The organism is Kaistella antarctica, from assembly GCF_900109615.1.
Lineage (GTDB): Bacteria > Bacteroidota > Bacteroidia > Flavobacteriales > Weeksellaceae > Kaistella > Kaistella antarctica.
This window is the reverse complement of the sequence record NZ_FOIX01000004.1, coordinates 444,748-467,404: the sequence shown is the minus strand read 5'-3', so window position 1 is coordinate 467,404 and position 22,657 is coordinate 444,748. Positions and strand designations below refer to the sequence as shown.

Below are 22,657 nucleotides of genomic sequence, written 5' to 3'. Positions count from 1 at the left end.
AAATCTAAAATCTAAATTAAAATCTAACAGATGTCAAACAAAAATAAAACAAGTAATTTTACTAAAATTACGATTGGACTTTCTTCACCGGAATCTATTTTACAAGATTCAAGAGGTGAGGTTTTAAAGCCCGAAACAATAAACTACCGTACGCACAAGCCGGAAAGAGATGGTCTTTTCTGCGAGAAGATTTTCGGTCCTGTGAAGGATTACGAATGTGCGTGTGGGAAATACAAAAGAATCCGATACAAAGGAATCGTTTGTGACCGTTGTGGAGTAGAGGTTACCGAGAAAAAAGTACGTAGAGAAAGAATCGGACATATTGGTCTGGTTGTTCCTGTTGCGCACATTTGGTACTTCCGTTCCCTACCGAACAAAATTGGTTACATGTTAGGATTGCCTTCCAAGAAACTCGACATGATCATTTATTATGAAAGATATGTCGTGATTCAACAAGGGATTGCTAAAAAAGCTGATGGTGCTGATTTCGAAGATAAAGAGTTTTTAACAGAAGAAGAATACCTAGACATTCTAGAAACGCTTCCTGCTGATAACCAATATCTTGATGATGCTGATCCGAACAAATTCATCGCTAAGATGGGTGCTGAAGCGGTTGAGCAGTTATTGAGTAGAATTGATTTAGATACTTTATCATTCGACTTGCGTCACAAAGCGCACAACGAATCTTCTAAACAAAGAAGAACTGAGGCTTTAAAAAGACTGAATGTTGTTGAAGCGATCAGAGGAGCAAACACAAGAATGATCAACCGTCCAGAATGGATGATCATGAGAGTGCTTCCTGTAATTCCACCAGAATTGAGACCGTTGGTTCCATTGGATGGTGGTCGTTTTGCGACTTCAGATTTAAATGACCTTTACCGTAGAGTGATCATTAGAAATAATCGTTTGAAGAGACTTTTGGAAATTAAAGCTCCTGAAGTAATCCTTAGAAACGAGAAAAGAATGTTACAGGAATCTGTAGATTCATTATTCGATAACACTAGAAAATCTTCTGCTGTTAAGTCGGAATCTAACAGACCATTGAAATCACTTTCTGATTCATTGAAAGGTAAACAAGGTCGTTTCCGTCAAAACTTACTGGGGAAACGTGTGGATTATTCTGCCCGTTCCGTAATTGTCGTAGGTCCAAACTTGAAATTGCACGAATGTGGGATTCCAAAAGATATGGCAGCTGAGCTTTACAAACCGTTTATCATCAGAAAACTGATTGAAAGAGGAATTGTAAAAACAGTGAAATCTGCCAAAAGAATCATCGATAGAAAAGAGCCAGTTGTTTATGACATCTTGGAAGGAATCATCAAAGGACACCCAGTTCTTTTGAACAGAGCACCTACGCTTCACAGATTAGGTATTCAGGCGTTCCAACCAAAAATGATTGAAGGAAAAGCAATTCAACTTCACCCATTGTGTACAACAGCATTTAATGCCGATTTCGATGGTGACCAGATGGCCGTGCATTTACCGTTAGGACCTGAAGCTATCTTAGAAGCACAACTTCTAATGTTAGGTTCTCAGAATATCTTGAACCCTGCAAATGGTTCTCCGATTACAGTACCTTCTCAGGATATGGTTTTGGGTCTTTATTATATGACCAAAGAATTAGCGTCAACTGACGATATGAAAGTTCAAGGTGAAGGTCTTGCTTTCTATTCAGCGGAAGAAGTAGAAATTGCTTATGCAGAAGAGAAAGTTTCTTTGAATGCAAAAGTAAGATGTAGAGTTCCGATGAAAGAAGATGGTGAATTGGTAACCCGATTAGTTGATACAACTGTTGGTAGAGTACTATTCAACCAAATCGTTCCAGAAGGAGTAGGATTTGTTAATGAGCTTTTAACCAAGAAATCATTGCGAAATGTGATTGGTAGAATCTTAGCAGACACCGACTTCCCAACAACGGTTGAATTCTTAGATGATATGAAAGACTTAGGTTACTCTCACGCCTTCCGTGGAGGACTTTCGTTTAGTTTAGGTGATATCGTAATTCCTGCTGAAAAGAAAGACATGATTGCAACGGCTGTTGAAACAGTAGATGAGATCAAGGCTAACTATAACATGGGATTAATCACCGATACAGAAAGATATAACCAGGTAATTGACGTTTGGACGAATACCAACGCTGGATTAACCGAGATGATTATGAGCAGAATGAAAACCGATCAAGGTGGGTTCAACTCTGTTTACATGATGCTTGATTCTGGAGCAAGGGGTTCGAAAGAACAAATCCGTCAGCTTTCAGGAATGAGGGGATTGATGGCAAAACCACAAAAAGCCGGTTCTTCGGGAGCGGAAATTATTGAAAACCCGATTGTAGCGAACTTTAAAGAAGGTCTATCTATTTTAGAATACTTTATCTCTACTCACGGTGCTCGTAAAGGTCTTGCGGATACCGCATTGAAAACTGCCGATGCTGGTTACTTGACCAGAAGATTGGTTGACGTTGCACAAGATGTGATCATCACTGAAAACGACTGTGGAACTTTAAGAGGAACAGAAATTACACCACTAAAGAAAAATGATGAGATCGTTGAACGTATTTCTGAAAGAGTCTTAGGTAGAGTTTCTTTACATAACGTTTACGATCCAGAAACCGATGAGGTAATTGTAGAAGCAGATCAATTAATTGACGAAGCTTTAGCAAAAACCATTGAAGCAGCTGGTATTGATAGCGTAGAAGTTCGTTCTCCACTGACTTGTGAAGCGAAAAAAGGAATCTGTGCCGCATGTTACGGTCGTAACTTAGCAACTGGTAAACCTATTCATATGGGTGAAGCTGTTGGAGTAATTGCAGCACAATCTATTGGTGAGCCAGGAACTCAGTTAACATTGAGAACTTTCCACCAGGGGGGAACTGCAAGTAATATCTCAGAAACTCCATCGATCATTGCTAGACGTGATGGTATCGTAGAAATGGATGAGATTAGAACCGTAACTTCAGAAAACGAAGCAGGTAAAAAAGCAGAAATCGTGGTTTCCCGTTCTACGGAATTCCGTTTGGTAGCAGATAATGCTGCGAGAACACCATTGATGGTTGCCAATATTCCTTATGGTTCTGAATTAACTGTTAAGCCAGGTGATAAAGTAATGAAAGGAGATCTAATCTGTAAGTGGGATCCGTATAATGCGGTAATCATCGCTGAATCTGCAGGTAAGATTGAGTATGAAGACATTATCCAAGGGGTTTCATTCTCATTGGAGATTGATGAGCAGACTGGTTTCGAGGAGAAAGTAATTTCTGAATCTAGAAACAAGAAAGCCGTACCAACCTTGAAAGTTGTGGATTCTAAAGGAGTAGAACAAAAAGCTTATAACTTACCGGTAGGAGCACACATCATGGTAAACGATGGTGAGAAAATTAAGTCTGGTAAAGTAATGATTAAGATCCCACGTAAATCTGCAAAATCTGGAGATATTACAGGGGGTCTACCAAGAGTTACTGAATTGTTCGAAGCGAGAAATCCTTCCAACCCAGCGGTAGTAACAGAAATCGATGGAGTAGTATCTTACGGAAAAATCAAAAGAGGAAACCGTGAGTTAATCGTTGAAGCAAAAACTGGAGAAATCACTAAATATTTGGTGAAATTATCCAACCAGATTTTGGTTCAGGAAAATGACTTCGTTAGAGCTGGATCACCGTTATCAAACGGATCTACCACACCAGATGATATCTTGAAAATTAAAGGACCAACTGCCGTACAGGAATATTTGGTTAATGAAATTCAGGAAGTATATCGTTTGCAAGGGGTGAAAATCGATGACAAACACTTCGAAATTATTGTTCGTCAGATGATGACCAAAGTTTCAATTGTGGATGGTGGAGATACTCATTTCTTAGAAGGTGCTCTAGAACACAAAGGTGATTTCTTATTAGAAAACAACAGAGTGTTCGGTCTGAAAGTAGTTGTAGAAGCTGGAGATTCGAAAGATTTCAAACCTGGTCAAATGATTACGACCAAAGATCTTAGAGACGAAAATTCTAAACTGAAACGTGAAGATTTAGCGTTAGTAGAAGTTCGCGAAGCTTTATCTGCAACCGCAACACCGGTGTTGCAAGGTATTACCAGAGCAGCGCTACAAACCAAATCATTCATGTCTGCAGCATCTTTCCAGGAAACGACGAAAGTATTGAACGAGGCAGCGGTTTCAGGAAAAGTAGATTACTTGAGCGGTCTGAAAGAAAACGTAATTGTAGGACACAGAATACCTGCCGGAACGGGTCTGAAAGACTATCAGAATATCATCGTCGGTTCTAAAAAAGAATTCGAAGATATCAACTAAATAATTTGATTGTAGATTACGGATTTAACTTTTAATTAATTTATATTCGTAGTCTATAATTTTTAACTTAAAAATCCAAAATTTAAAATGGACAACAATCAGAACCAAAACCAAAATCAAAATCAAGATCCAAACAACATCAACATTCAATTAAGTGAAATGGTTGCGGGCGGAGTTTACTGTAACTTAGCTTTAGTAAACCATTCCCCTTCAGAATTCGTTGTGGATTTTATCCAAATGATGCCAGGAGTTCAGCAAGCGAACGTAAGATCAAGAGTAATTCTTGCTCCTCTTCACGCGAAAAGAGTAATGGCTGCATTGCAACAAAACATCACCAACTACGAACAACAATTCGGCGAAATCAAAGAAATGGAACCATTTGTAGTAGGTCAAAATAACGTACAAGCTTAATTAGCAACTCGTTTTTTACTTTGTCAAAGTTCAAATCTTTGACAAAGTTTTATCAATACAAAAATCCCGATTCATTTATTTGAATCGGGATTTTCTTTAACGTGTAAAATTAGAAGCTTCACCATTTCAGCAATCTCAGACCACCGTACGCGCTGTCCGCTTTATCTTTTTTATCTCGTCTAGCGACGAGAAAAAGAAGGATGCCGCTCCCATCACGGCTAGGTTCACCATCTTTTTCTAACTTAAAAAACTAAAACCTAAACTGCCAAATCATTTTTAATGATCATCCATCATTCATCATTCATCATTCATCAACGATTAATGATAGATGATGATTGATAATTTCAGTTGTGTTTTCAAACCAACGGTTATAAAAATATCTATCTTTAATCTCAATTAAAATCAACAGATATGAAAGCAATTTGGAACGGACAAACAATCGCAGAAAGTAATAACACGGTGGTCGTAGAAAGCAACCATTACTTTCCCGAAAACAGTATTAACAAAGACTATTTGATACTCACCAATCACCACACCTCTTGTCCCTGGAAAGGGCAAGCCTCCTATTGCAATATTGAGGTTGATGGTAAGAAGAATGAAAATGCCGCCTGGTTTTATCCCAGTCCAAAAGACGCTGCGGACAATATCAAAAACCACGTCGCTTTCTGGAAAGGGGTTCAGATTACAGACTGATACAGATGGATTACTTTATCTAATACAAATCCCGATTCTTATGAGTCGGGATTTGTATTATGAGGTCGTTCTTTTCTTTCCTATAACGATGGTGTGCGTTTCAATTTCAATTTCGGTCTTTTTAAACTCCACTTTAAAAATTTTTATTACTTCTAATTTATTTTTCATCAGTTGTGTTTTCAAGTCATCTAGATCATGAAAATAGAAATAGCTTCTGTCCCCACTGCTACTAATTTGAAAACCAGATTTTCTGGGATCACCTTCAACAAAACTTATATAAATCAGGCCACTTTCATTCAGTAAATGGTAGCTATCGGTAATGAGTTTTTGGCTGCCAGTCTGCGATAGATAAGGCAAACAGAACCCACAAACTATTGCATCAAATTTTGTTTTAATACGGTCAATTGCTCGACAGTCCATTACTGCGAAACTTGCGGTCGGATTATTTATTTTTGCAAGCTCAATCATATTGGGTGCAATGTCAATTCCGAATAGATCAAATTCGGGTCTGCGCGATAAAATATATTTTGCAATATTTCCAGGACCACACCCAATCTCTAAAATTTTCGCTTTTTCTTTAGTGATTGCGTTACAAATAAAATCATAAGTTTCATTATACAAGTCTAAGTTCATAAACTTGTTTTGATATAAGGAAGCCACTTTGTTCCAAGTTTCAAATGTTTCTTTGTATCGATCCATTTTGAGGTGGTTTTGTACAATAATTCCTCATCGTCAGGTATTTCTGCAGGTGTGCTGAAAAAGTCAAATCTTTCTACTTGCTAAGATAGCGAAGCATCTAAAATATTTTCCATTATAAACTCTTTTCAGCTTGTAGAAATTCCCGTTAGGAGTTGGTTACTGTTTATCCCAGTTGGTTTAGATTCTTTGCGAAATTTTTAAATTTAATCTTTGTTCTCCTATTATTTTTTACTTCAAAAACGCTGCTTCTACTTTTCTCTAAGTATTGTAAATGCTCTATCTTCTTTTGTAAATCCAATTTTAGGATAATAATCCATTGCGGTTGGCACTGAAAGCAATAAAACCATAGTCTCTTCGCCCACTTTTTCCTTAGTTAATTGCACCAATTTTTTACCAATTCCAAATTTTTGATAGTCGGTGTGAATGGCTAAATCTGCCAGATAACAACTCCAAGCCCAGTCTGTAATAGAACGCGAAATGCCAACCAATCTGTCATCGTGCCAAGCGGTAACAATGAGGATTGAATGATCATATATTTTTTGAATCCTGGCTTTATCTGTTATGGGACGAGGCAATCCTGAATTTTGATAAAGTTCAATTATTTGTTCTACAGTAGGAGTAACTTGAAAATTGTATGTAATCTCCATGATTATTTCAATGTTATCTGTTATCCCACTATTAGAATGATATTGTTTTAAAGTAACCATTAGCGTCTTTGTAATTATTTTGGTGGGACTTTTTATTAATGAGTTTTGGAAGTAGAATCGATAGGCTAAATCTTAACAATAGAAACTTCAGACCCGCTAATAGAAATACTATGTCTTACTACGTTTTTCTCTTTCAATTTTCACATCAATGTTAATTGCTGGACTTCCAATTGAGACTTTTTCCCAATTATTATAAAAAGATCTTTCAAAAACTGTTTTCAGTAATGCAGCATTAAATCCAAAACGACCTTTGAACCCACTCATGACTTGTACCGAAACATAAAAATCTTCTTTATCGACCCAAATTGATTTGTCTTTTAAATCAAAAGTAAATGTTCCATCTACAATTTTATCTTTTGTCAATTCCGCAGTTAGGTTTTCTACTAAAATTGATTCGCCCGGCTGTTTATTTTTATTTGAGTAAATATTAAAATTTAAAATGATAGGTTGATCAGTTTCAAATTCAGCAATGTTAATTTTTATTTTTTCTATTTTTAATTTCTTTTTATTAGAGAATGGAATTGCGAATTCTCTATATTTATTTGCAGTAATTCCGTTGGAGCCAAAGCCGTAATACATCTTTTTTGAATTGACACCTAAATTTTTGTTTTCATACTTTTTTGGATTGATGATCACTTCAGCGATTTCAGAAACCTTTTCTTTCATTACAATAGTATGATCGTTAGAACTAATGAAATCTTTGATATTCTGTTCATAAGAAGTAAATCCTCCCAACTGTACCGTTATTTTTTTAGTTTTATCAATCGTTGTCAAATCAATTTTAAAATGACCAGTTTCATTTGAAACTTCACCGATATTTTGGCCTATAACTCCGATTCTTGCATAGGGAATCGCTTGATTACCTTCACTCGAAATAATTCTACCAGAAATGATTTGAGAATTTGAGATGCTAAAAATTAGGAGTAAAAAAAAGATAAGTTTTGTTTTCATAAGTATAGTTTTTATCAAAATGTTTTACAATGGTTGAGCATTTCTGTTGACGGGAATTTCTATAAATGCTGTTTCTAAATATAATAAGTTTAACAATTAGCAAAAATATTGATGATAGGAACTTCCGACTGGCTAATAGAAATACTTTGTAGCTGCAGTACTTTTTTAAAATATTTTCTTTAAAAAATGGCCCACAATTACCATTAAGCTTATTAGTGTGTTTTCACTCCTGTAATTTTTACGGGCGATAATTCCTTCTTTTTTATGGCTAATTTTTTTACGTCTAATTTTTCAACTTAATGTCAGACCGTTAAAAATTGACCCGCAAATAAAAGTACAAAAGATATTATAATTAAAATTACATTTAAATTTTCATTCAGAAAATTTGTGAGATTTCTTTAATTTCTTTCTGTCAATACGTCGAATTATAGCTAACGATTAGTATATAAAAGTGGGCGAGTACGAAGCGTTAAGCTTTTGATTAAAGACATACTGAAACTGTGAGTCGAGCTTAAAGTCTTCAATTTAGTACAATTTCACGTATCATTTATACACATTGCTAGAAGGTCGGTTTTATATTTCAATGTTTGTAACTCTGTATGAAAAATATTTGTCTATCATTTTCATTGCCACACTAGAAGGCATTGCTCTAAGGGCAAAATTCCTTAATATTATTAATACTGGGTTCGTAATTTGTCCTATTTTACCCAATTTCAAACTTTCATTTACAATGTTTTCAGACCGAGGATATTGAAGTTCTTCATATCTGTTAAAAGCTTTTTTGGTCAATCCATATTTCTGAATTGATTTAGCTAAAATGTATGCACCTTCAATAGCCATACAACCACCTTGTCCCAAGTTGGGTGTTGTAGGGTGTGAGGCATCGCCGAGTAAAATTGCATTTCCCTTAGACCATCCTTTATGTGGTTTTCTGTCAATTAAACTGTTTTTCAAAATGACTTCGGTATTATTCATTAAGTCTGGAATAGGGTAATGCCAATCTCCAAATAAACGGTTTAATTTATTCTTTGTGTCTTCAGGGCTGTCATCCTGCATATAAGCTTCATTACACGTCGCCCACCAACCATAAACACCGTCTTTGATGGGGACAATTCCTACTCTTTTCCCTTTTCCGTAAGTTTCGCTACCATAGCCTATGTCAAAATTCGTTTTTACAACTCCGCGCCAAATATTGTATCCTCTAAAAATTGGTTCTCCATCATTGATGATTTGTTTCCTAACTTCGGAATGAATTCCGTCTGCCCCTATTACAGCATCAAACACTCGGTCTTCTCCATTTTCAAATTGAATGGTAATTTGTCCATTATCTAAGTGAGCGATATTTTTTAAAGAGTAATTATTGTAAAGATGAGCTTCAATATTTTTTAAAAGAATACGGTGTAAGTCTGCCCGGTGGATGCAAATTACAGGGTAGTCGCTTTTAGGCTCGGATTTACTTAAAACTTTTCCATTACTAGTCTTTAAATAAACAGTTTTAAACTGTCCGCCATTTTGCAAGATTTCCTCTAACAAGTCCAAATCATCCATTACACAAAGAGCATTTGGGAATACGCTGATTGCTGCTCCTATTTCACTGAAATTTTCTTTTTTCTCGAAAATATGAATTTCATAATCTTTGGTGGTCAAACTTCGGGCAAATGTTAAACCCGCTATTCCACCTCCAATTATTGCTATCTTTTTCTTTTTTTTCATTATCGTTTTTTTACGTAATGTCTTCATTTGAGCTGACTGGTAACGGTTGGGTATTCTTTTGCGGTCTTTTTATAACAGGTCTTTGTACGTATAACAAATTGAGCAATTAGCGAAAATCTTGATGGTAGGAGCTTACGATCTGCTATAGAAATCATTTGTTAGCCGTATATTTTATTAAAAGTAATGATCAAGTATTTTTAATTCATTTGTTCTTGAATCAATTGTAATTTCAAATTCACGAGAACTATTTGGAAATGAAATTTTTCTAATATAAAGATCATCAATATTATAATTTTGCTGGATTTGATTATTAATAATCTCCTTTAAATATTCATTTTTAATATAATCATCAAATTGATTTTCCTTTAATTTTTGAAACTTCTTTGCCTTGGAAATTTCATTAATTATTTTCTCCTTATCAATATTTGAAATTTTTAATTCATATTCGTAATAATAGTCCCAATTTTCTTCAGTTACAGATTTATTTATTTTGTAATTACTGATTAATGGAAGCTTTGATTCATTGAGCTTTTCAATGATAACTTCTGCATCTGATTTTTTAAAGATGTAAAGACATCCGATAGAAATTGTGACAGTTGCTAATAAAATTATTGATACTGTTTTAATTCCATTAAATTTCTTCACAAAAATGAAAAATAATACTGTCGGAATTAAAATAAAAATCAATAAAAAAATTAAAATAATTGTCATTACTAGTTTCTATACGTGAGTTAGGACAAAATTCCAGCTAACCATTTGTGGCTTTACTAAGTTGGCAATTTTACCACAAATGTTGACGCGCAGAACCAAAATTTAATTGACCACAAATGTATATGCTGAGTTCTGAACCGCCACTTTTGCCAAAAAGCTGTTCGCGGTACGTTGCTTTCTTCTCGTTAATTGTTCCTTTTTAATTCCCACTTCCATAAAATTCCAAGTTCCTTTCCGTCAGCTTCGTCTATCTTCTTAAATCCACAATTTGAGAGAACTTTGGTAGAAGAATTGAAATGTCCTAAGGTATGCGCTTGAATTGAATGCACAGTTTCGAAATTAAAAGCATTTTCAATAAGTGCTTTTGCTAATTCAGTGGCAAAGCCTTTATTCCTATATTCAACTTTAATTTCATATCCAATTTCAACTTGCCCTTCTACGTTGGGCTGTCCTTTATATCCACAAAGTCCTATCAGTTTGTTATCTAATTTGTGTATAGGCAAATACGACCACCATCCTTTTTCGCTTTCTGCCGAATTTAACTTGTCTAATGAGTATTGGAGCGCTCTCGAACCAAACTCAGTCCAGTTTTCAGAAACAATAACATTTAAATGCTCCGCTAATTCCGAATCACCTGCAAGAGCAAATTCCAATGTTTGTTTGTCGCAACAAATAAGATGCAGATTTTGTGTTTCAATATTTTTAGGCATTTATTTCTTTTGTTTTTAAAATTCTTGATGCCGTTTTACAATGACCGCTAACGGTTGGGTATTTCTCTTGGCGGTGCCTTTTATAACAGGTTTTTGTAAATATACCAAATTGAACAATTAGCGAGAATCTTTATGATATAAATTCCGACTTGCTAATAGAAATATCTTGCTATGTGGTGTTTTTTTCAGTCATCAACATGCCATTTTTTGCTGTTTGAAAAGTATAATTTTTCATACATATAACCATCAAAATATTTTATGACGTAATCATTCTTATAAACCTTTGAATTAAGAATATATTCCATATCCGTAATTTTAATTCCATTGATCGATTTGGGAATTTTCACCTGATATTTATTTGGATATTTTCCATTTTCTTTTTTGTAATATTCAATTTCGCTTATTAATTTTTCAGCATTTCCCTTGTTAAGTTGTTTTTGGAATTTTATTGCAAATATTCCTAAAATCATTGCGGCTAAACTTGTCAGTAATATTTTAGATGGTAGTATTCTATAATTAGTTTTACGTATTAAGTCGATTAATAATAATAGAAAAGAAATCAATAAGAGTATAGTAAAATATGTTAATCCTAACACGAAAGTCAAAATTGTATTTGTAGATGTATTAAAAAATACAAGCAAGAAAATGATTGGTAAAATCAATACTAATATTTGTTGGCGCATCGTTTTCATAAAATAACGCATAACGGTTGGGTATTTCTGTTGGCGGGGCCTTTTATAACAAGTCTCTGTAAATATACCAAATTGAACAATTAGCAAAATCTTGATGATAGGAACTTCCGACATAGAAATACGTTGCTATGCGACATTGTTTCAATCTTCAAATTTTAATTCTGGCGATTTTTCATATTTACATTCGTTGTTTATTATGTCAAAACTCTTGTAATCAGAGTCTCTAATAAAGAGCATTTTGGATCGGTCAATTCCATCACGATATGAAAATTCGTAAATGTTATATTGAGAATCAATTTCTTTAATTTTTAAAACTGTTTTCCTTTTCTTAGCCGACAAGGGAACGTAAGCAATCTTATATTCTCTCTGATTTATTTTTTTTGCAGAAATTATTTTATAAGTTTTTAATTCACAACCGCGAATTTGTATAGAATTATCTCCTAGCTGAAATTTAGTATCATTGCACCAATCACAAGGTCCATATAAAAAATATTTACCATTGTATTTATGTATACGTATCCATCTTGAATTTAATCCAATCTGCGATATTTTTTCGTTATTATCTTTTTCAAACTCTTTAAAATTTGAAATGTCATTATAAAGATCGGAAGTGCGATTTTGTATTTTATAAATCTTGTGTCCGTTTTCCTTTTTTATAAATACGGTATCGCTTTTTTGAGAAAAGCCATAAGTAGAAAACAGGATTAACATTAATACGAGATTTTTTGTATTCATAACTTTTTTTTACAATGTCGCATAACGGTTTGCGGCTTGGCGAGGTTGGGAACTAAATTAAACTAAATTCTCAATACAGCAATAAGATTCCAAAAACAAAATAATTTTCAACTCCAGCACAAACTCCCAATCGCGCCAAACGCATGTTATGGCTAGGTCGCTACGCATCTAAAAGGGACTTTATATCTTAAACAACCAAATCGTCTTCGCAAAAAAATCGCAATGATCCGCGGAAGTTCTGCCGCAAGTTTCTCAGAGAAAGTGGAAAAGCGAAAACGTGTTGTTGGTGCAAACTTTTAGTTAATCATCATTCGGAAATATGCATTCCAAAACATAGATTTAAAGTTCAGAAAAGGGAAAAATTTGCGCTCAGTTTTCAACTGGAAGTTTTAATTCTAAACATCTTTTGGAACCTAAAATCCATTTTCTAGAAACTTAGGAAACGGGAATTTTGCATTGCGATTTTTTGCGTGTGAGAAGCAGGAAAGTAGGGGGCGACTAGGCCATAACGTTCATGTATATGATTAGTGGCGTGTTCAAGCACCTAATTTAGTAAATAAACACTAGATAGAAAATCCGCGAGGATTTGCGTAAGTAATATAAAACTAGCCATTAATTATATACGGTGTTAGCTGTAGTAATTATCTTCATTCCGATTACTGTTATAATAATTCCAACTCCAAATGATAGCCAATAATAAATGTCAAAATTATAACCAATCAGCCAATTTTCATCAGAGATTCCAATATTGTTTGTCGTAACTATAATTAAGTTTACAATGAAATGAAGCATTATACAATAACCGGTTTTTTTAGTTTTAAAATATATTATTCCGAGTATAATTCCGCTTATGAAAGTCGGTGTTAAATTATTTGGTGTTTCAATATGCATTATTGAAAAGCAGATACTTGAAACAATTATTGCTAAAATCGGTTTATTCTTTTCTAACAATCTATCTAATAAAAATTTTCTGTAAAATAGTTCCTCTACTATTGGTGCTATTAATAATGTGGAAATCAGACTGTAGATTAAAGCAATATTATTGTTAGAACTAACAAAGTTATCATTTGTAGAAATTCCTTGAAAATATTCCATTATTTTATTGAAATCCCAAAAAGGTTTATTTATTAGTAACAAACCAATTCCAATTAGAGGTAAATACAAATATATTCGAGGATTATAATTCTGAACTTTAAGAGCTTTTTTAAAATCAAAATTTGGTTTCCAAAAGAAAAAATAAATGAGTAAAAATGCTCCAACAACAGATACAATTTTAGTTATTCCAAATAGATGAGTGAAATCATCTGGTTCTCCAATCAAATATTTAATCGGAAGAAGTATTGCGAGTTGAATTGTTGTCCAAAATACAAACGCTAAAACTGTATATAAAAATGCTTTAATTATACTCATTAATTTTTTGGGGACGATTTGATTTTTATTACAGCTGACGGTTGGGTATTTATGTTGGGGGGTTTTCTTATAACAAGTCTTTGTAAATATAACAAATTGATCAATTAGCGAAAACCTTTATGATAGGGACTTCCGACCCGTAATAGAAATACAGTGTTGTAGGATGTTTTTTTTATAGGCTATTGTTTACCATACCAAGTCGAAAATACTGCCCTCCAATTACCATCAAAATTTGTAAATGTTACTCTGTTGTTTGAAATTTCAAAGTTACCAGTAAAATTATCAGGTTGAAGTCCATTGCTGTTCGCTCCACTACGACTGATTGTTTGGCCAGTAATCTTATTATTTAATATATGAAAAGTTCCATTTATTGTTACAGTTCCAGATTTTATTGTAAAATTGCTTTTTTCAAAAGTTAATTTTGAACCATTACTATTGTTTTGTAAGAACCAAACGCCTTCTAATTTTGTCTCATTATTTTCACTGGTCTGATTAGTTTGATTCTCATCTCTCCCACAACCAATTAATAATATAGCAATCGTAAAAAATAGTATTTTTTTAAGCATTATTTTATTGTTTTGTATAAACAGAATTAGTTACTGCATCCCATTTAATTTTAGTATTTGAAATTTTTGTGAAAGAGTAGATTGTAGTTTGACCTCCAGGAAAATTTGAAATAAGTTTATAAATATTTTCAGAAGATTCATTACTTGCAGAAACACTTTGTCCAGAATTTTTAAATAATTCTAATTGTCCTCTTTGACTTAACTCAGCGCCCGATTGGATTATCACTACGTCGTTTGTAGTAAATCGGAAGCCAATATTTGTATTAGGATTTTCAAGAAGCCAAGTTCCTTGAATCCAATTCGGCGGATTAATTTTAATTTCTGCACTGTTACTGCTTTCATTTTCACGGGAACAATCTGTTAAAATTAGTGAAAAAGTTAAAATTCCAAAAATCAATATTAGTTTTTTCATAATCGGTTTTTATTTAAAATGTCGTACAACGATTGGGTATTTCTGTTGGCGGGGACTTTTATAACAAGTCTTTGTAAATATAGCAAATTGAACAATTAACAAAATGTCGACGATAGGAACTTTCGACCCGCTAATAGAAATACTTTGTTATCTGCTGTGTCTTATTTTAGCAGGTCAATTTCGATTATATTATTATCTTTTTTTAAACGTTCTAACCACTGATTATTTAATTCTTTTATTATTTGTGTAGAAGTTCTAAAATTTCCATTTGAATCTCTTTGGTCTGGTATTTTACCAACTAAATCAGCTGTTGGATTTTGTCGATAATTCTTTATTTTTTTTACATATTGGTCATAACTCAAATAATATTCTGTATAATTATTCAAATTTGGATACTCAAATTCGGTAGTCGCACTTTTTATTCCTATTAGTTCAAAACTGTGATTTTTATTGGAATCTTCAACTTTCAGAATTAAACCTGGAAGGTTTTTGAATTTATATGGCCCATCTTGAATTGGGATTTCATTAGTAAACCATGCAATCCATTTTCTACCAGCAAATTCGGTTGTTGCTTTTTGGACATCATAATTTAATATTTTTGAGAATTCATTTTCTAAATTCCATTTTAAATCAATGTCTTGCTTAACAAAAAATTTATCCCAAGACATAAAAGTTATATAGTTGATGAGATTTGAATTAGGATACTTTATTACTCTATCACTAATCATTTCTTTATTAAATCCCATCGACATAATTCCTTTCTTACTTTCTGCTAACTGCGTTGAATCAGAAGCATATCTTTCGGAACTATAAAATTCAGATCTATCTTTTTGAATATTCAAAACCATTATTTCATCTTTCAAATTTTGATTATTTGTTGAATCAGAAATGAATTTATATTCGTATAAAAATAATTTATTTTGTGCAAAAGCAATATTTGCTAGAGTAAGGAAAAGGAAATATTTTAATTTTTTCATTGTTTACGGTCATTTTTGTGACATTGCAGATAACGGTTGGGTATTTATGCAGGCGGGGACTTTTTATAACAAGTCTTTGTAAATATAACAAATTGAACAATTAGCAAAAATCTTGATGATAGGAACTTCAAACCCGCTAATATAAATACCTTGTTAGCAGAAGATGTTTAAAATTTGGTGATGTTATAATTTAATTTCAAGAAAGGAACGGCAAAACCACTAGAAGTGTAACCTTCAAAACTGTGCTTTTCCGCTAAATATGCACCAACAGTTGCCTCTATTTTTTTATATTTATAACCAATTCCTATTTTATATGCCTGAAACTGCCAATCAATTTCGCCTGATCTCCCAAAAATTGGGTAGCCATTAATATCTCTTTCCAATACTTCATTAACTGTAAATGAGGTATTGTTATTCATAAAACTATAACCCAAATTAGCAATGATGTACTGATTTGGTTTTTTTAACGGAAAATAATGTTTCAACTGTATATCCGTATCGGCAATAAATCGCATCTTAGGACTTGTAACGGAATAATCCGGCCGATTATTAATTGGTAAGTCCGTATATAATTGATCATATCTAAAGCTCTGTGCGATTCCTATAGTAGTGCTTTTCAAAAAAAAGTATTCAATCTCAACATTAACACTATTCCCAGAAAGATGTTTAGAAACATTTTTCGTATATGCATAATTACTAATGTAGGCTCCATCTGTTTTAGTGAAGAAATAGGGGACAATTCTAAATTCTAATCCAGCATTAATTTTTATTTTTTCAGGTTGCGTTTGCTGCCCAAAAGTAAAGATTGAGATAAGAAGTGATAAAAGCAGTAATGTATGTTTCATATAAAAGTTATAAGAATTAATAGCGTGATAATAATTTTCTGGTAACGTCCGGGTATTTGTGCAGGCGGGCTTGTTATAACAACTCTTTGTAAATATAAAAAACTAAACAATTAACTAAAATCTTCAAGATAGGAACTTCAGACCCGCTAATAGAAATACCTTGTTACCTGCAGTCTTTTTCTGTGTTTCTCAATTAATTCAAATTTTTATCCTGCTGGTTTTTTCCACGATTTAGTAATCAAGTTAAGAATTATTAGTGGAGGTAAATAATAAAAAATTCCTATTACAGAAAAATAATACAAAGTTTCAATAAGAGTGTTTTCAAGAATATTAGAATCTTGACTTGAATATTTTAGATTAAGCGACCAAACAATTAGAAATAAAAGTAAACACAGACTAAATTGAACAAGAAAGGATTTATTTAGAGTTTTTACAATATTCTTTAAATTAAAATTCCTTAAAACTCTTTCCGAGATTACAACGAAAATGATTGGAAGTATGAAAAGCAGAATCGTAAGAATAATTGTCGACAGCATTTCTTTAATTTTCTTTTAGCAACGGTTTGTTTTAAGATTGCAGGTAACGTTTTGTGGCTTTGCGTAGTGGCGGATTTCGAAGACGAAACTTTCAATTTTGCACTAAAGTTCAGTTGAAAAACTGAACTTGAATTTAGCACTAAACCCGCCATTACGCAAAACCGCTGTTGTGCGTTCGTTTTTATTCAACTCCAATTTGAGGAAAAACTACGACTTTTATATATTCCATTATGTTTTTTTCGGATTCTATTATTTTGTCCTTTAATTTAATTAATTCAGGAAGAATAATTTCCGCATTTTTTTGTCGATTGTGATTTACATCATCGTCATATTCTTCTGAGTTTGCAGTATTATCATATAATAGAATACATATCGATTCAAGAAGTATTTCAATTTTACGTTTCAAATATTTGCCTTCATTTATAGATGTCAAAATCAATGGCAAATAATGCATTTCTGCAAGAATTATTTCTTCGTCTTGAGGATTCAAATATAGTTTTTCGTCATTTCCCCAAATGTCTAAAATTTCTTTGTCCAATTTCACAAAAGGATGATGTAATGAAGAGCAATTTTGCGAATTACACTTTGAACAATTTTTTTCCCAAATTTCATTTGAGTCATAAAGTTCAAATGCAGATTGAATTTTTGTGAATTCAAATACATCCTCATTTTTACAATCTTTACAAGTTCGGGTTAGTTGATATTTCAAAATTCAGGTTTTAATGTTAAATTCTTCGTTTCCGTTTCGTTCCGCCAAAATGACGCACAACTCTCAAATATACGCAAGTTTAATAAATTACCAAATAGTTATTTCTCTCTTGAAGATCTTTGGTACAGGCAATTAGAAAAATCAAAACACTACAATGAAATATAATACGCAAGAATAACTATTCAAAATACGCAATCTGTATCGACAGCTATTTTGATTGAAAACATAAAATCCCAATTCTTTTGAATTAGGATTTTTTTGATCTGTAAAACTTACAGATTTATTTTTCATCTTCGATTAAATCGGCGGTACATCCGGCATACCGCTCGGTGTATCATAAAGCACATAATCATTGTATTTGGCTTCGTTAATTTCATAGAAAATATCCTGCCCAATTCCTGCATATTTGGTAACATAGCTGTACAGGGTGTTCAAGGTTTCTATGCGACCTTCCGTGGCAACATCCCGGTCAGAAATTCCTTTTGCCACGGCATCAATACGATCATCAAGCGCAATACCTTGGGTCGTAAGCGTGTCGATTATCGTTTGCGAAAGTCCTTCGGCAGCCATTGCCGCTAAATTTGCCGTCGCTGCTGGCACCATAATTTTGTAGGTTCGTGCCAATTCTGCATCGGGTTGTCGCGCGATATCAGCCGGCCCAAACGCGCGGTATTGCGCAGATTGGGCGCCAAAATGATTACTGGCCATGTTGAAAATGGTTCGCATCGTTTTTTCTAGGACGCTTCGTGCGGCATCTTTGGCGGCAGTCAACTGTATTTTCTGCGCTTCCAACGTTTCATCAGACGGAAAACCAGCTACGGCATCGCGTGCATTTTCGAAACTCGTTTTGGCGGCGGCATCATAGCCGCGTTCTGCAAATTCTACCGAATCTCGGTCGAGCAGATTGATAAATTCATCAGCTTTTTGTTTTAGAACGGCATCTACAAATTTGAAGGTGCGCGTAACCATTGTTTTTTTCATGAGAATGTGTTTTTAAATTAGTCCCTAAATTATTACTATTTTACATCAAAAATCTACCAATGGCGAAAATTGGGTTAAAACACGGTCTCGACTGATTGAAAAAACAGTGATTTCACCTACACCCTTACTGCGACTGCCTCAAAACCTCATCCCAGTGAATCAAAGGCTCATCCCAGTGAATCAAAACCTCATCCCAGTGAATCAAAGGCTCATCCCAGTGAATCAAAACCCTATCCCAGTGAATCAAAGGCTCATCCCAGTGAATCAAAGGCTCATCCCAATGAATCAAAACTATAGCCTACTGAAACAAGCTCACCTCGGAGTTAAACAGAATGTAAACGAAGGTCTTCAGACGGTTAAAGGAGTTTTGTAGCATACTATCTTAAAAAATACAGCTGGTTAACGGGTAGGGTTTTAAAGGCAAACTCAACTTTGTCAAAGTTCTGAACTTTGACAAAGTTTCTCAGTCACCGACCATCCATCACCCCACAATCTTCTATCTTGTTTTTTTAAGTCTTATATTTGAAATTCAACATGTATCATAAAAGAAAACACAGCGAATCACCAATGGAAAAAAGCAATCTCACCAACCCAAAAAAAGTAGAACACGACGAGTTCTTTTTAAAAGAAATTTTCCATTAATTCATGCAAAAATCAATCTTCCTGCTCGTCTTTCTTTTCCTCAGTAATTTTTTTATTCCTGCCTCCTTTCAAATTCCCCAACAACCCAATCAGCTTGTTTTAAAAGTAAAAGTCATCGGCATTAAAGATGGCGATACCGTTGAGGTTTTGTATTATCAATTGCCAATGGTGGTGCGGCTGGAACATATTGATGCGCCCGAAAAGAAGCAAGCGTTCGGTACCGTATCGAAACAAAAATTGTCTGATTTGTCTTTTGGAAAAACAGTGACTTTGATTAGCAAAGGAAAAAAAGGCTCCTACGATGCGCGAGGTCGCTTGGTCGCTGAAATTTATTTGGAAAATAAAGTCTGCCTGAACAAAGAAATGTTGAAATCTGGCTTAGCCTGGCATTATAAAAAATATTCGAAAAGTGAAGTGTACGCGCAGTTAGAAAATGCGGCTCGGAAAAATAGAGTAGGCCTTTGGACTGATAAAAACCCCGTGGCCCCTTGGAATTTTAGAAGGTAAAGGTGATAAGTTTCGGCTAAAGCCTATACCTTTTTCTAAAGCCCGTTCCAATTTATTTTTAAATAAATCCCTAATCCAGAATGGTTACAACTTTTGCAATTATAGCGTTCGTTGCTGAGTGGAACGCCTTTACGATCGTAATTAATCAAACACTCATACCTTAAAATCTTTGCGATCGTAGCGATAAAAACCTTCTGGTTTTAAAACGAGGTCACAATCGCTTTCTTAATTAAAAATTAGCTATTAAATTTATAAAAAAAAATCAATGTTGCAGATACAGTCTTTTGCGTTCAATCCGTTTTCGGAAAATACCTATGTTGTTTTTAATGAAGACAAAGACGCTTTCATTATCGATCCCGGAAATTTCTCTGAAGAAGAAACCGCAACCTTAATCAAGTTCATTTCAGATAACGGCTTGAAGGTTCAAAACATCCTCTTAACGCACGCTCATATCGACCATGTGTTGGGTTTGCAGAAAGTTTATGATCAATATCAAGTGCCAGTTTTAATCCATCCTTTAGAACAAGAAATGCTGGATAGAAACCCGATGGATGCGAATCGGTTTGGCTTTTTCTTTAAACCTTTTGCGGGTAAAATATCCTACATCAACGAAAACGAAACGGTAACGCTGGGAAACCATGAATTTAAAATCATTCACGTGCCGGGGCATTCGCCAGGAAGCATTGCATTTTATAACGAAGCCCAGAAATTTATGATTTCGGGTGATGTTTTATTTGAAGGAAGCATCGGCAGAACAGATTTATACAAGGGGAATCACGACCAACTCATTACCAATATCAAGACGAAACTTTTGGTGCTGCACGAGGAAACCAAAGTTTACAACGGACACGGAAACCCAACCACGATTGGCTTTGAGAAAAACTACAGTCCTTATTTTAAATAAAACTTTGTCAAAGATTCCAACTTTGACAAAGTGCAGAATGAAAAGAGCCAAGTAGATTGGTATCACACTTGGCTCTTTTTACTTTTTACTTGGCTCTTTTTTAGCCTTCCACTAAATATTAAGAGCCAAGTAGACTGGTATCACACTTGGCTCTTTTTACTTTTTACTTGGCTCTTTTTCTAAGCTTTCCACTTAATATTACAACCCATACTTGGTTTTTGAATTTCCTCTTGCGGCCCACCGGCTAACTGATTTTCGAAGGCGATAACTAAATCTTCACCTGTGATTTCATGCTGGTTACCAGGTCGGGAATCATCCATTTGTCCACGGTAGATTAAATCGAGTTTTTCATCAAAGAAGAAAAAATCTGGCGTGCAAGCAGCGTTATACGCTTTTGCAATCGCTTGGCTTTCGTCATATAAATACGGGAAATCAAATTTTCTTTCTACCTGAAATTCAACCATTTTATCGGGCGCATCAGCGGGATATTTCTCGACATCATTCGCATTAATGGCGATGAATTCAATTCCTTGCTCTTGGTAATCTTCGTGTAATTCGGTAAGCTTGTCAATCACGTGAAGCACAAACGGACAATGATTACACATGAAGAAAACGAGCGTTCCTTTTTCGCCTTTCAGATCTTCTAACGATTGCATTTCGTTGCTTTCAGAAGGGTTTGGAAGTTCAAAGAAAGGTGCTTTGGTACCCAGCTCGAGCATATTTGAAGGAGTATTTGCCATAATGATTTATTGATGAGTTAATGTGTTAATTTGATGATACAAATATAACGATAAACTATTGCAAAGGAAACTACAATCAACATATTAAAGAATCAGCGGATCATTGCATTTAAAAGAGTTAGCGATTCTTCTACCGAGTTTTCGAAATTTACCCAGGCGATGTTTTCTTCTTTCCGGTACCAGGTCAGCTGGCGTTTTGCAAATCGGCGGGAGTTTTTCTTGATTTCCTCTAAAGCAAAATCCAAAGTCCAGGTTCCATCAAAGAACTTGAAGAGTTCTGCATAACCAACGGTTTGTAACGCCAGATTGCTTTTAAACGGAATTAAAGATTCTGCCTCTTGCAGTAAACCATTTTCCACCATCAAATCTACGCGCTGATTAATTCGGTCGTAAATGATTTCACGCGGCGCTTCAATCCCAATTCTAATGACTTCAAAGTTTCGAACATTGATTTGTTCTGAAATATTTTCAGTGTAGGTTTTTCCGGTTTGCCATATAATGTCGATTGCGCGGAATAATCTTCTGGGATTGTCTTGGTCAACTTTTTTAAAATATTCTGGATCTAAATCCTGTAGCATGTTTTGGAGTTTTTCAATACCGTCTTCTTTTAAAATCTGTTCCAGTTTTCGCTGGTTTTCTTCGTCGGCTTCGGGTAAATCGTGCAGTCCTTCGATGACCGCTTTTTCATACATCATGCTTCCGCCAACCAAAACAACAACGTCGTGTTTCTGAAAAAGATCTTCAATTTTTTGAATCGCCTCTCTTTCATATTGTCCGATGGAATAATAGTCTTGTACAGAAAGATTGCCGATGAAATGGTGGGGAACTTGCGCCAGTTCTCCTGCAGAAGGCGTGGCGGTTCCGATATTCATTTCTCTGAAGAATTGCCGGGAATCGCAGGAAATAATTTCAGTCTCGAAATTTTTTGCAATTTCGAGGGCGAGTTTTGTCTTACCGATTCCGGTGGTACCAATAATGGAGATGAGTTTTTTCACGCGGTAAATTTCCTGAATTTTTTTGAATAAAAGTAATTTGCAGCTCGGATAATAAAAGGAGCAGTGACTGTTTTGAAAATAGAATAGGAAAGTGCACCTAGCCCTGATTGCAGCG

The 22,657-nt window shown here is 34.3% G+C and carries 23 protein-coding genes; 5 read left to right on the top strand and 18 right to left on the bottom strand.

The annotated features are described in order from the left end of the window. The first annotated feature begins 30 nt into the window (after positions 1-30). From rpoC to BMX49_RS13715, 3 genes are all read left to right on the top strand, one after another. Positions 31-4,296, top strand: coding sequence for a DNA-directed RNA polymerase subunit beta' (rpoC, locus tag BMX49_RS13725; protein WP_034719183.1), 4,266 nt, complete (start codon positions 31-33; stop codon positions 4,294-4,296). Between the two features lie 87 nt (positions 4,297-4,383). Next, entirely contained in the window at positions 4,384-4,707 is a 324-nt protein-coding gene (locus tag BMX49_RS13720; protein WP_034719185.1) for a DUF3467 domain-containing protein, read from the top strand. 411 nt (positions 4,708-5,118) lie between these two features. Then, entirely contained in the window at positions 5,119-5,400 is a 282-nt protein-coding gene (locus BMX49_RS13715) for a DUF427 domain-containing protein (RefSeq protein ID WP_034719188.1), read from the top strand. 57 nt (positions 5,401-5,457) lie between these two features. Here the strand turns inward: BMX49_RS13715 and BMX49_RS13710 are convergent, their stop codons facing one another. The 16 genes from BMX49_RS13710 to BMX49_RS14750 form a co-directional block, all read right to left on the bottom strand. Further along, positions 5,458-6,099 (bottom strand): class I SAM-dependent methyltransferase, encoded by a 642-nt coding sequence (locus tag BMX49_RS13710; RefSeq protein ID WP_034719190.1) that lies wholly within the window; start codon positions 6,097-6,099, stop codon positions 5,458-5,460. Positions 6,100-6,347: 248 nt separating this feature from the next. After that, positions 6,348-6,806, bottom strand: a complete 459-nt coding sequence (locus BMX49_RS13705; RefSeq protein WP_246005088.1) for a GNAT family N-acetyltransferase — start codon at positions 6,804-6,806, stop codon at positions 6,348-6,350. Between the two features lie 108 nt (positions 6,807-6,914). Next, entirely contained in the window at positions 6,915-7,757 is an 843-nt protein-coding gene (locus tag BMX49_RS13700) for a carboxypeptidase-like regulatory domain-containing protein (protein ID WP_051803718.1), read from the bottom strand. A 573-nt stretch (positions 7,758-8,330) separates the two neighbouring features. After that, positions 8,331-9,470 carry an FAD-dependent monooxygenase gene (locus tag BMX49_RS13695; RefSeq protein WP_034719195.1) on the bottom strand — a complete coding sequence of 380 codons (1,140 nt, stop codon included), beginning with the start codon at positions 9,468-9,470 and terminating at the stop codon, positions 8,331-8,333. Positions 9,471-9,644: 174 nt separating this feature from the next. Then, entirely contained in the window at positions 9,645-10,181 is a 537-nt protein-coding gene (locus BMX49_RS13690) for a hypothetical protein (protein WP_034719198.1), read from the bottom strand. Between the two features lie 185 nt (positions 10,182-10,366). Then, entirely contained in the window at positions 10,367-10,891 is a 525-nt protein-coding gene (locus BMX49_RS13685; RefSeq protein WP_034719201.1) for a GNAT family N-acetyltransferase, read from the bottom strand. Between the two features lie 185 nt (positions 10,892-11,076). After that, complete coding sequence (locus BMX49_RS14815; RefSeq protein ID WP_034719204.1) at positions 11,077-11,361, bottom strand: hypothetical protein; 285 nt, start codon at positions 11,359-11,361, stop codon at positions 11,077-11,079. Between the two features lie 363 nt (positions 11,362-11,724). Next, a complete protein-coding gene (locus BMX49_RS13675; RefSeq protein ID WP_034719206.1) occupies positions 11,725-12,318 on the bottom strand; it encodes a hypothetical protein in 594 nt (197 codons plus the stop codon). A 612-nt stretch (positions 12,319-12,930) separates the two neighbouring features. Further along, a complete protein-coding gene (locus BMX49_RS13670; protein ID WP_051803719.1) occupies positions 12,931-13,728 on the bottom strand; it encodes a CPBP family intramembrane glutamic endopeptidase in 798 nt (265 codons plus the stop codon). 179 nt (positions 13,729-13,907) lie between these two features. Next, positions 13,908-14,294: a hypothetical protein gene (locus tag BMX49_RS13665; RefSeq protein WP_034719208.1), complete on the bottom strand. Its 387-nt coding sequence runs from the start codon at positions 14,292-14,294 to the stop codon at positions 13,908-13,910. Between the two features lie 4 nt (positions 14,295-14,298). Beyond that, positions 14,299-14,706 (bottom strand): hypothetical protein, encoded by a 408-nt coding sequence (locus tag BMX49_RS13660; protein ID WP_034719209.1) that lies wholly within the window; start codon positions 14,704-14,706, stop codon positions 14,299-14,301. A 161-nt stretch (positions 14,707-14,867) separates the two neighbouring features. After that, entirely contained in the window at positions 14,868-15,683 is an 816-nt protein-coding gene (locus BMX49_RS13655) for a GLPGLI family protein (RefSeq protein ID WP_034719211.1), read from the bottom strand. 167 nt (positions 15,684-15,850) lie between these two features. Next, a complete protein-coding gene (locus BMX49_RS13650; RefSeq protein WP_034719213.1) occupies positions 15,851-16,528 on the bottom strand; it encodes a hypothetical protein in 678 nt (225 codons plus the stop codon). Between the two features lie 717 nt (positions 16,529-17,245). Beyond that, positions 17,246-17,773, bottom strand: coding sequence for a hypothetical protein (locus tag BMX49_RS13640; RefSeq protein ID WP_034719216.1), 528 nt, complete (start codon positions 17,771-17,773; stop codon positions 17,246-17,248). A 297-nt stretch (positions 17,774-18,070) separates the two neighbouring features. Next, positions 18,071-18,742, bottom strand: a complete 672-nt coding sequence (locus tag BMX49_RS13635) for a hypothetical protein (protein ID WP_126337154.1) — start codon at positions 18,740-18,742, stop codon at positions 18,071-18,073. A gap of 136 nt (positions 18,743-18,878) precedes the next feature. Then, positions 18,879-19,043 (bottom strand): hypothetical protein, encoded by a 165-nt coding sequence (locus BMX49_RS14750; RefSeq protein ID WP_156030681.1) that lies wholly within the window; start codon positions 19,041-19,043, stop codon positions 18,879-18,881. 356 nt (positions 19,044-19,399) lie between these two features. Between BMX49_RS14750 and BMX49_RS13630 the strand changes: the two genes are divergently transcribed. Together BMX49_RS13630 and BMX49_RS13625 are read left to right on the top strand one after the other, a co-directional pair. Then, entirely contained in the window at positions 19,400-19,903 is a 504-nt protein-coding gene (locus BMX49_RS13630; RefSeq protein WP_051803720.1) for a thermonuclease family protein, read from the top strand. A gap of 265 nt (positions 19,904-20,168) precedes the next feature. Further along, positions 20,169-20,807, top strand: coding sequence for an MBL fold metallo-hydrolase (locus BMX49_RS13625; RefSeq protein ID WP_034719219.1), 639 nt, complete (start codon positions 20,169-20,171; stop codon positions 20,805-20,807). A gap of 179 nt (positions 20,808-20,986) precedes the next feature. On the opposite strand, the gene BMX49_RS13620 is transcribed toward BMX49_RS13625, so the two are convergent. Both BMX49_RS13620 and miaA read right to left on the bottom strand, forming a co-directional pair. Beyond that, a complete protein-coding gene (locus BMX49_RS13620; protein ID WP_034719221.1) occupies positions 20,987-21,547 on the bottom strand; it encodes a thioredoxin family protein in 561 nt (186 codons plus the stop codon). Between the two features lie 92 nt (positions 21,548-21,639). Further along, positions 21,640-22,542: a tRNA (adenosine(37)-N6)-dimethylallyltransferase MiaA gene (miaA, locus tag BMX49_RS13615; protein ID WP_034719223.1), complete on the bottom strand. Its 903-nt coding sequence runs from the start codon at positions 22,540-22,542 to the stop codon at positions 21,640-21,642. Positions 22,543-22,657 lie beyond the last annotated feature (115 nt).

Bases quoted from the DNA above. Each gene is read 5' to 3' on its own strand.
- rpoC (WP_034719183.1), top strand. From the start codon at position 31: ATGTCAAACAAAAATAAAACAAGTAATTTTACTAAAATTACGATTGGA.
- BMX49_RS13720 (WP_034719185.1), top strand. From the start codon at position 4,384: ATGGACAACAATCAGAACCAAAACCAAAATCAAAATCAAGATCCAAAC.
- BMX49_RS13715 (WP_034719188.1), top strand. From the start codon at position 5,119: ATGAAAGCAATTTGGAACGGACAAACAATCGCAGAAAGTAATAACACG.
- BMX49_RS13710 (WP_034719190.1), bottom strand. From the start codon at position 6,099: ATGGATCGATACAAAGAAACATTTGAAACTTGGAACAAAGTGGCTTCC.
- BMX49_RS13705 (WP_246005088.1), bottom strand. From the start codon at position 6,806: ATGGTTACTTTAAAACAATATCATTCTAATAGTGGGATAACAGATAAC.
- BMX49_RS13700 (WP_051803718.1), bottom strand. From the start codon at position 7,757: ATGAAAACAAAACTTATCTTTTTTTTACTCCTAATTTTTAGCATCTCA.
- BMX49_RS13695 (WP_034719195.1), bottom strand. From the start codon at position 9,470: ATGAAAAAAAAGAAAAAGATAGCAATAATTGGAGGTGGAATAGCGGGT.
- BMX49_RS13690 (WP_034719198.1), bottom strand. From the start codon at position 10,181: ATGACAATTATTTTAATTTTTTTATTGATTTTTATTTTAATTCCGACA.
- BMX49_RS13685 (WP_034719201.1), bottom strand. From the start codon at position 10,891: ATGCCTAAAAATATTGAAACACAAAATCTGCATCTTATTTGTTGCGAC.
- BMX49_RS14815 (WP_034719204.1), bottom strand. From the start codon at position 11,361: ATGATTTTAGGAATATTTGCAATAAAATTCCAAAAACAACTTAACAAG.
- BMX49_RS13675 (WP_034719206.1), bottom strand. From the start codon at position 12,318: ATGAATACAAAAAATCTCGTATTAATGTTAATCCTGTTTTCTACTTAT.
- BMX49_RS13670 (WP_051803719.1), bottom strand. From the start codon at position 13,728: ATGAGTATAATTAAAGCATTTTTATATACAGTTTTAGCGTTTGTATTT.
- BMX49_RS13665 (WP_034719208.1), bottom strand. From the start codon at position 14,294: ATGCTTAAAAAAATACTATTTTTTACGATTGCTATATTATTAATTGGT.
- BMX49_RS13660 (WP_034719209.1), bottom strand. From the start codon at position 14,706: ATGAAAAAACTAATATTGATTTTTGGAATTTTAACTTTTTCACTAATT.
- BMX49_RS13655 (WP_034719211.1), bottom strand. From the start codon at position 15,683: ATGAAAAAATTAAAATATTTCCTTTTCCTTACTCTAGCAAATATTGCT.
- BMX49_RS13650 (WP_034719213.1), bottom strand. From the start codon at position 16,528: ATGAAACATACATTACTGCTTTTATCACTTCTTATCTCAATCTTTACT.
- BMX49_RS13635 (WP_126337154.1), bottom strand. From the start codon at position 18,742: ATGGTTACGCGCACCTTCAAATTTGTAGATGCCGTTCTAAAACAAAAA.
- BMX49_RS13630 (WP_051803720.1), top strand. From the start codon at position 19,400: ATGCAAAAATCAATCTTCCTGCTCGTCTTTCTTTTCCTCAGTAATTTT.
- BMX49_RS13625 (WP_034719219.1), top strand. From the start codon at position 20,169: ATGTTGCAGATACAGTCTTTTGCGTTCAATCCGTTTTCGGAAAATACC.
- BMX49_RS13620 (WP_034719221.1), bottom strand. From the start codon at position 21,547: ATGGCAAATACTCCTTCAAATATGCTCGAGCTGGGTACCAAAGCACCT.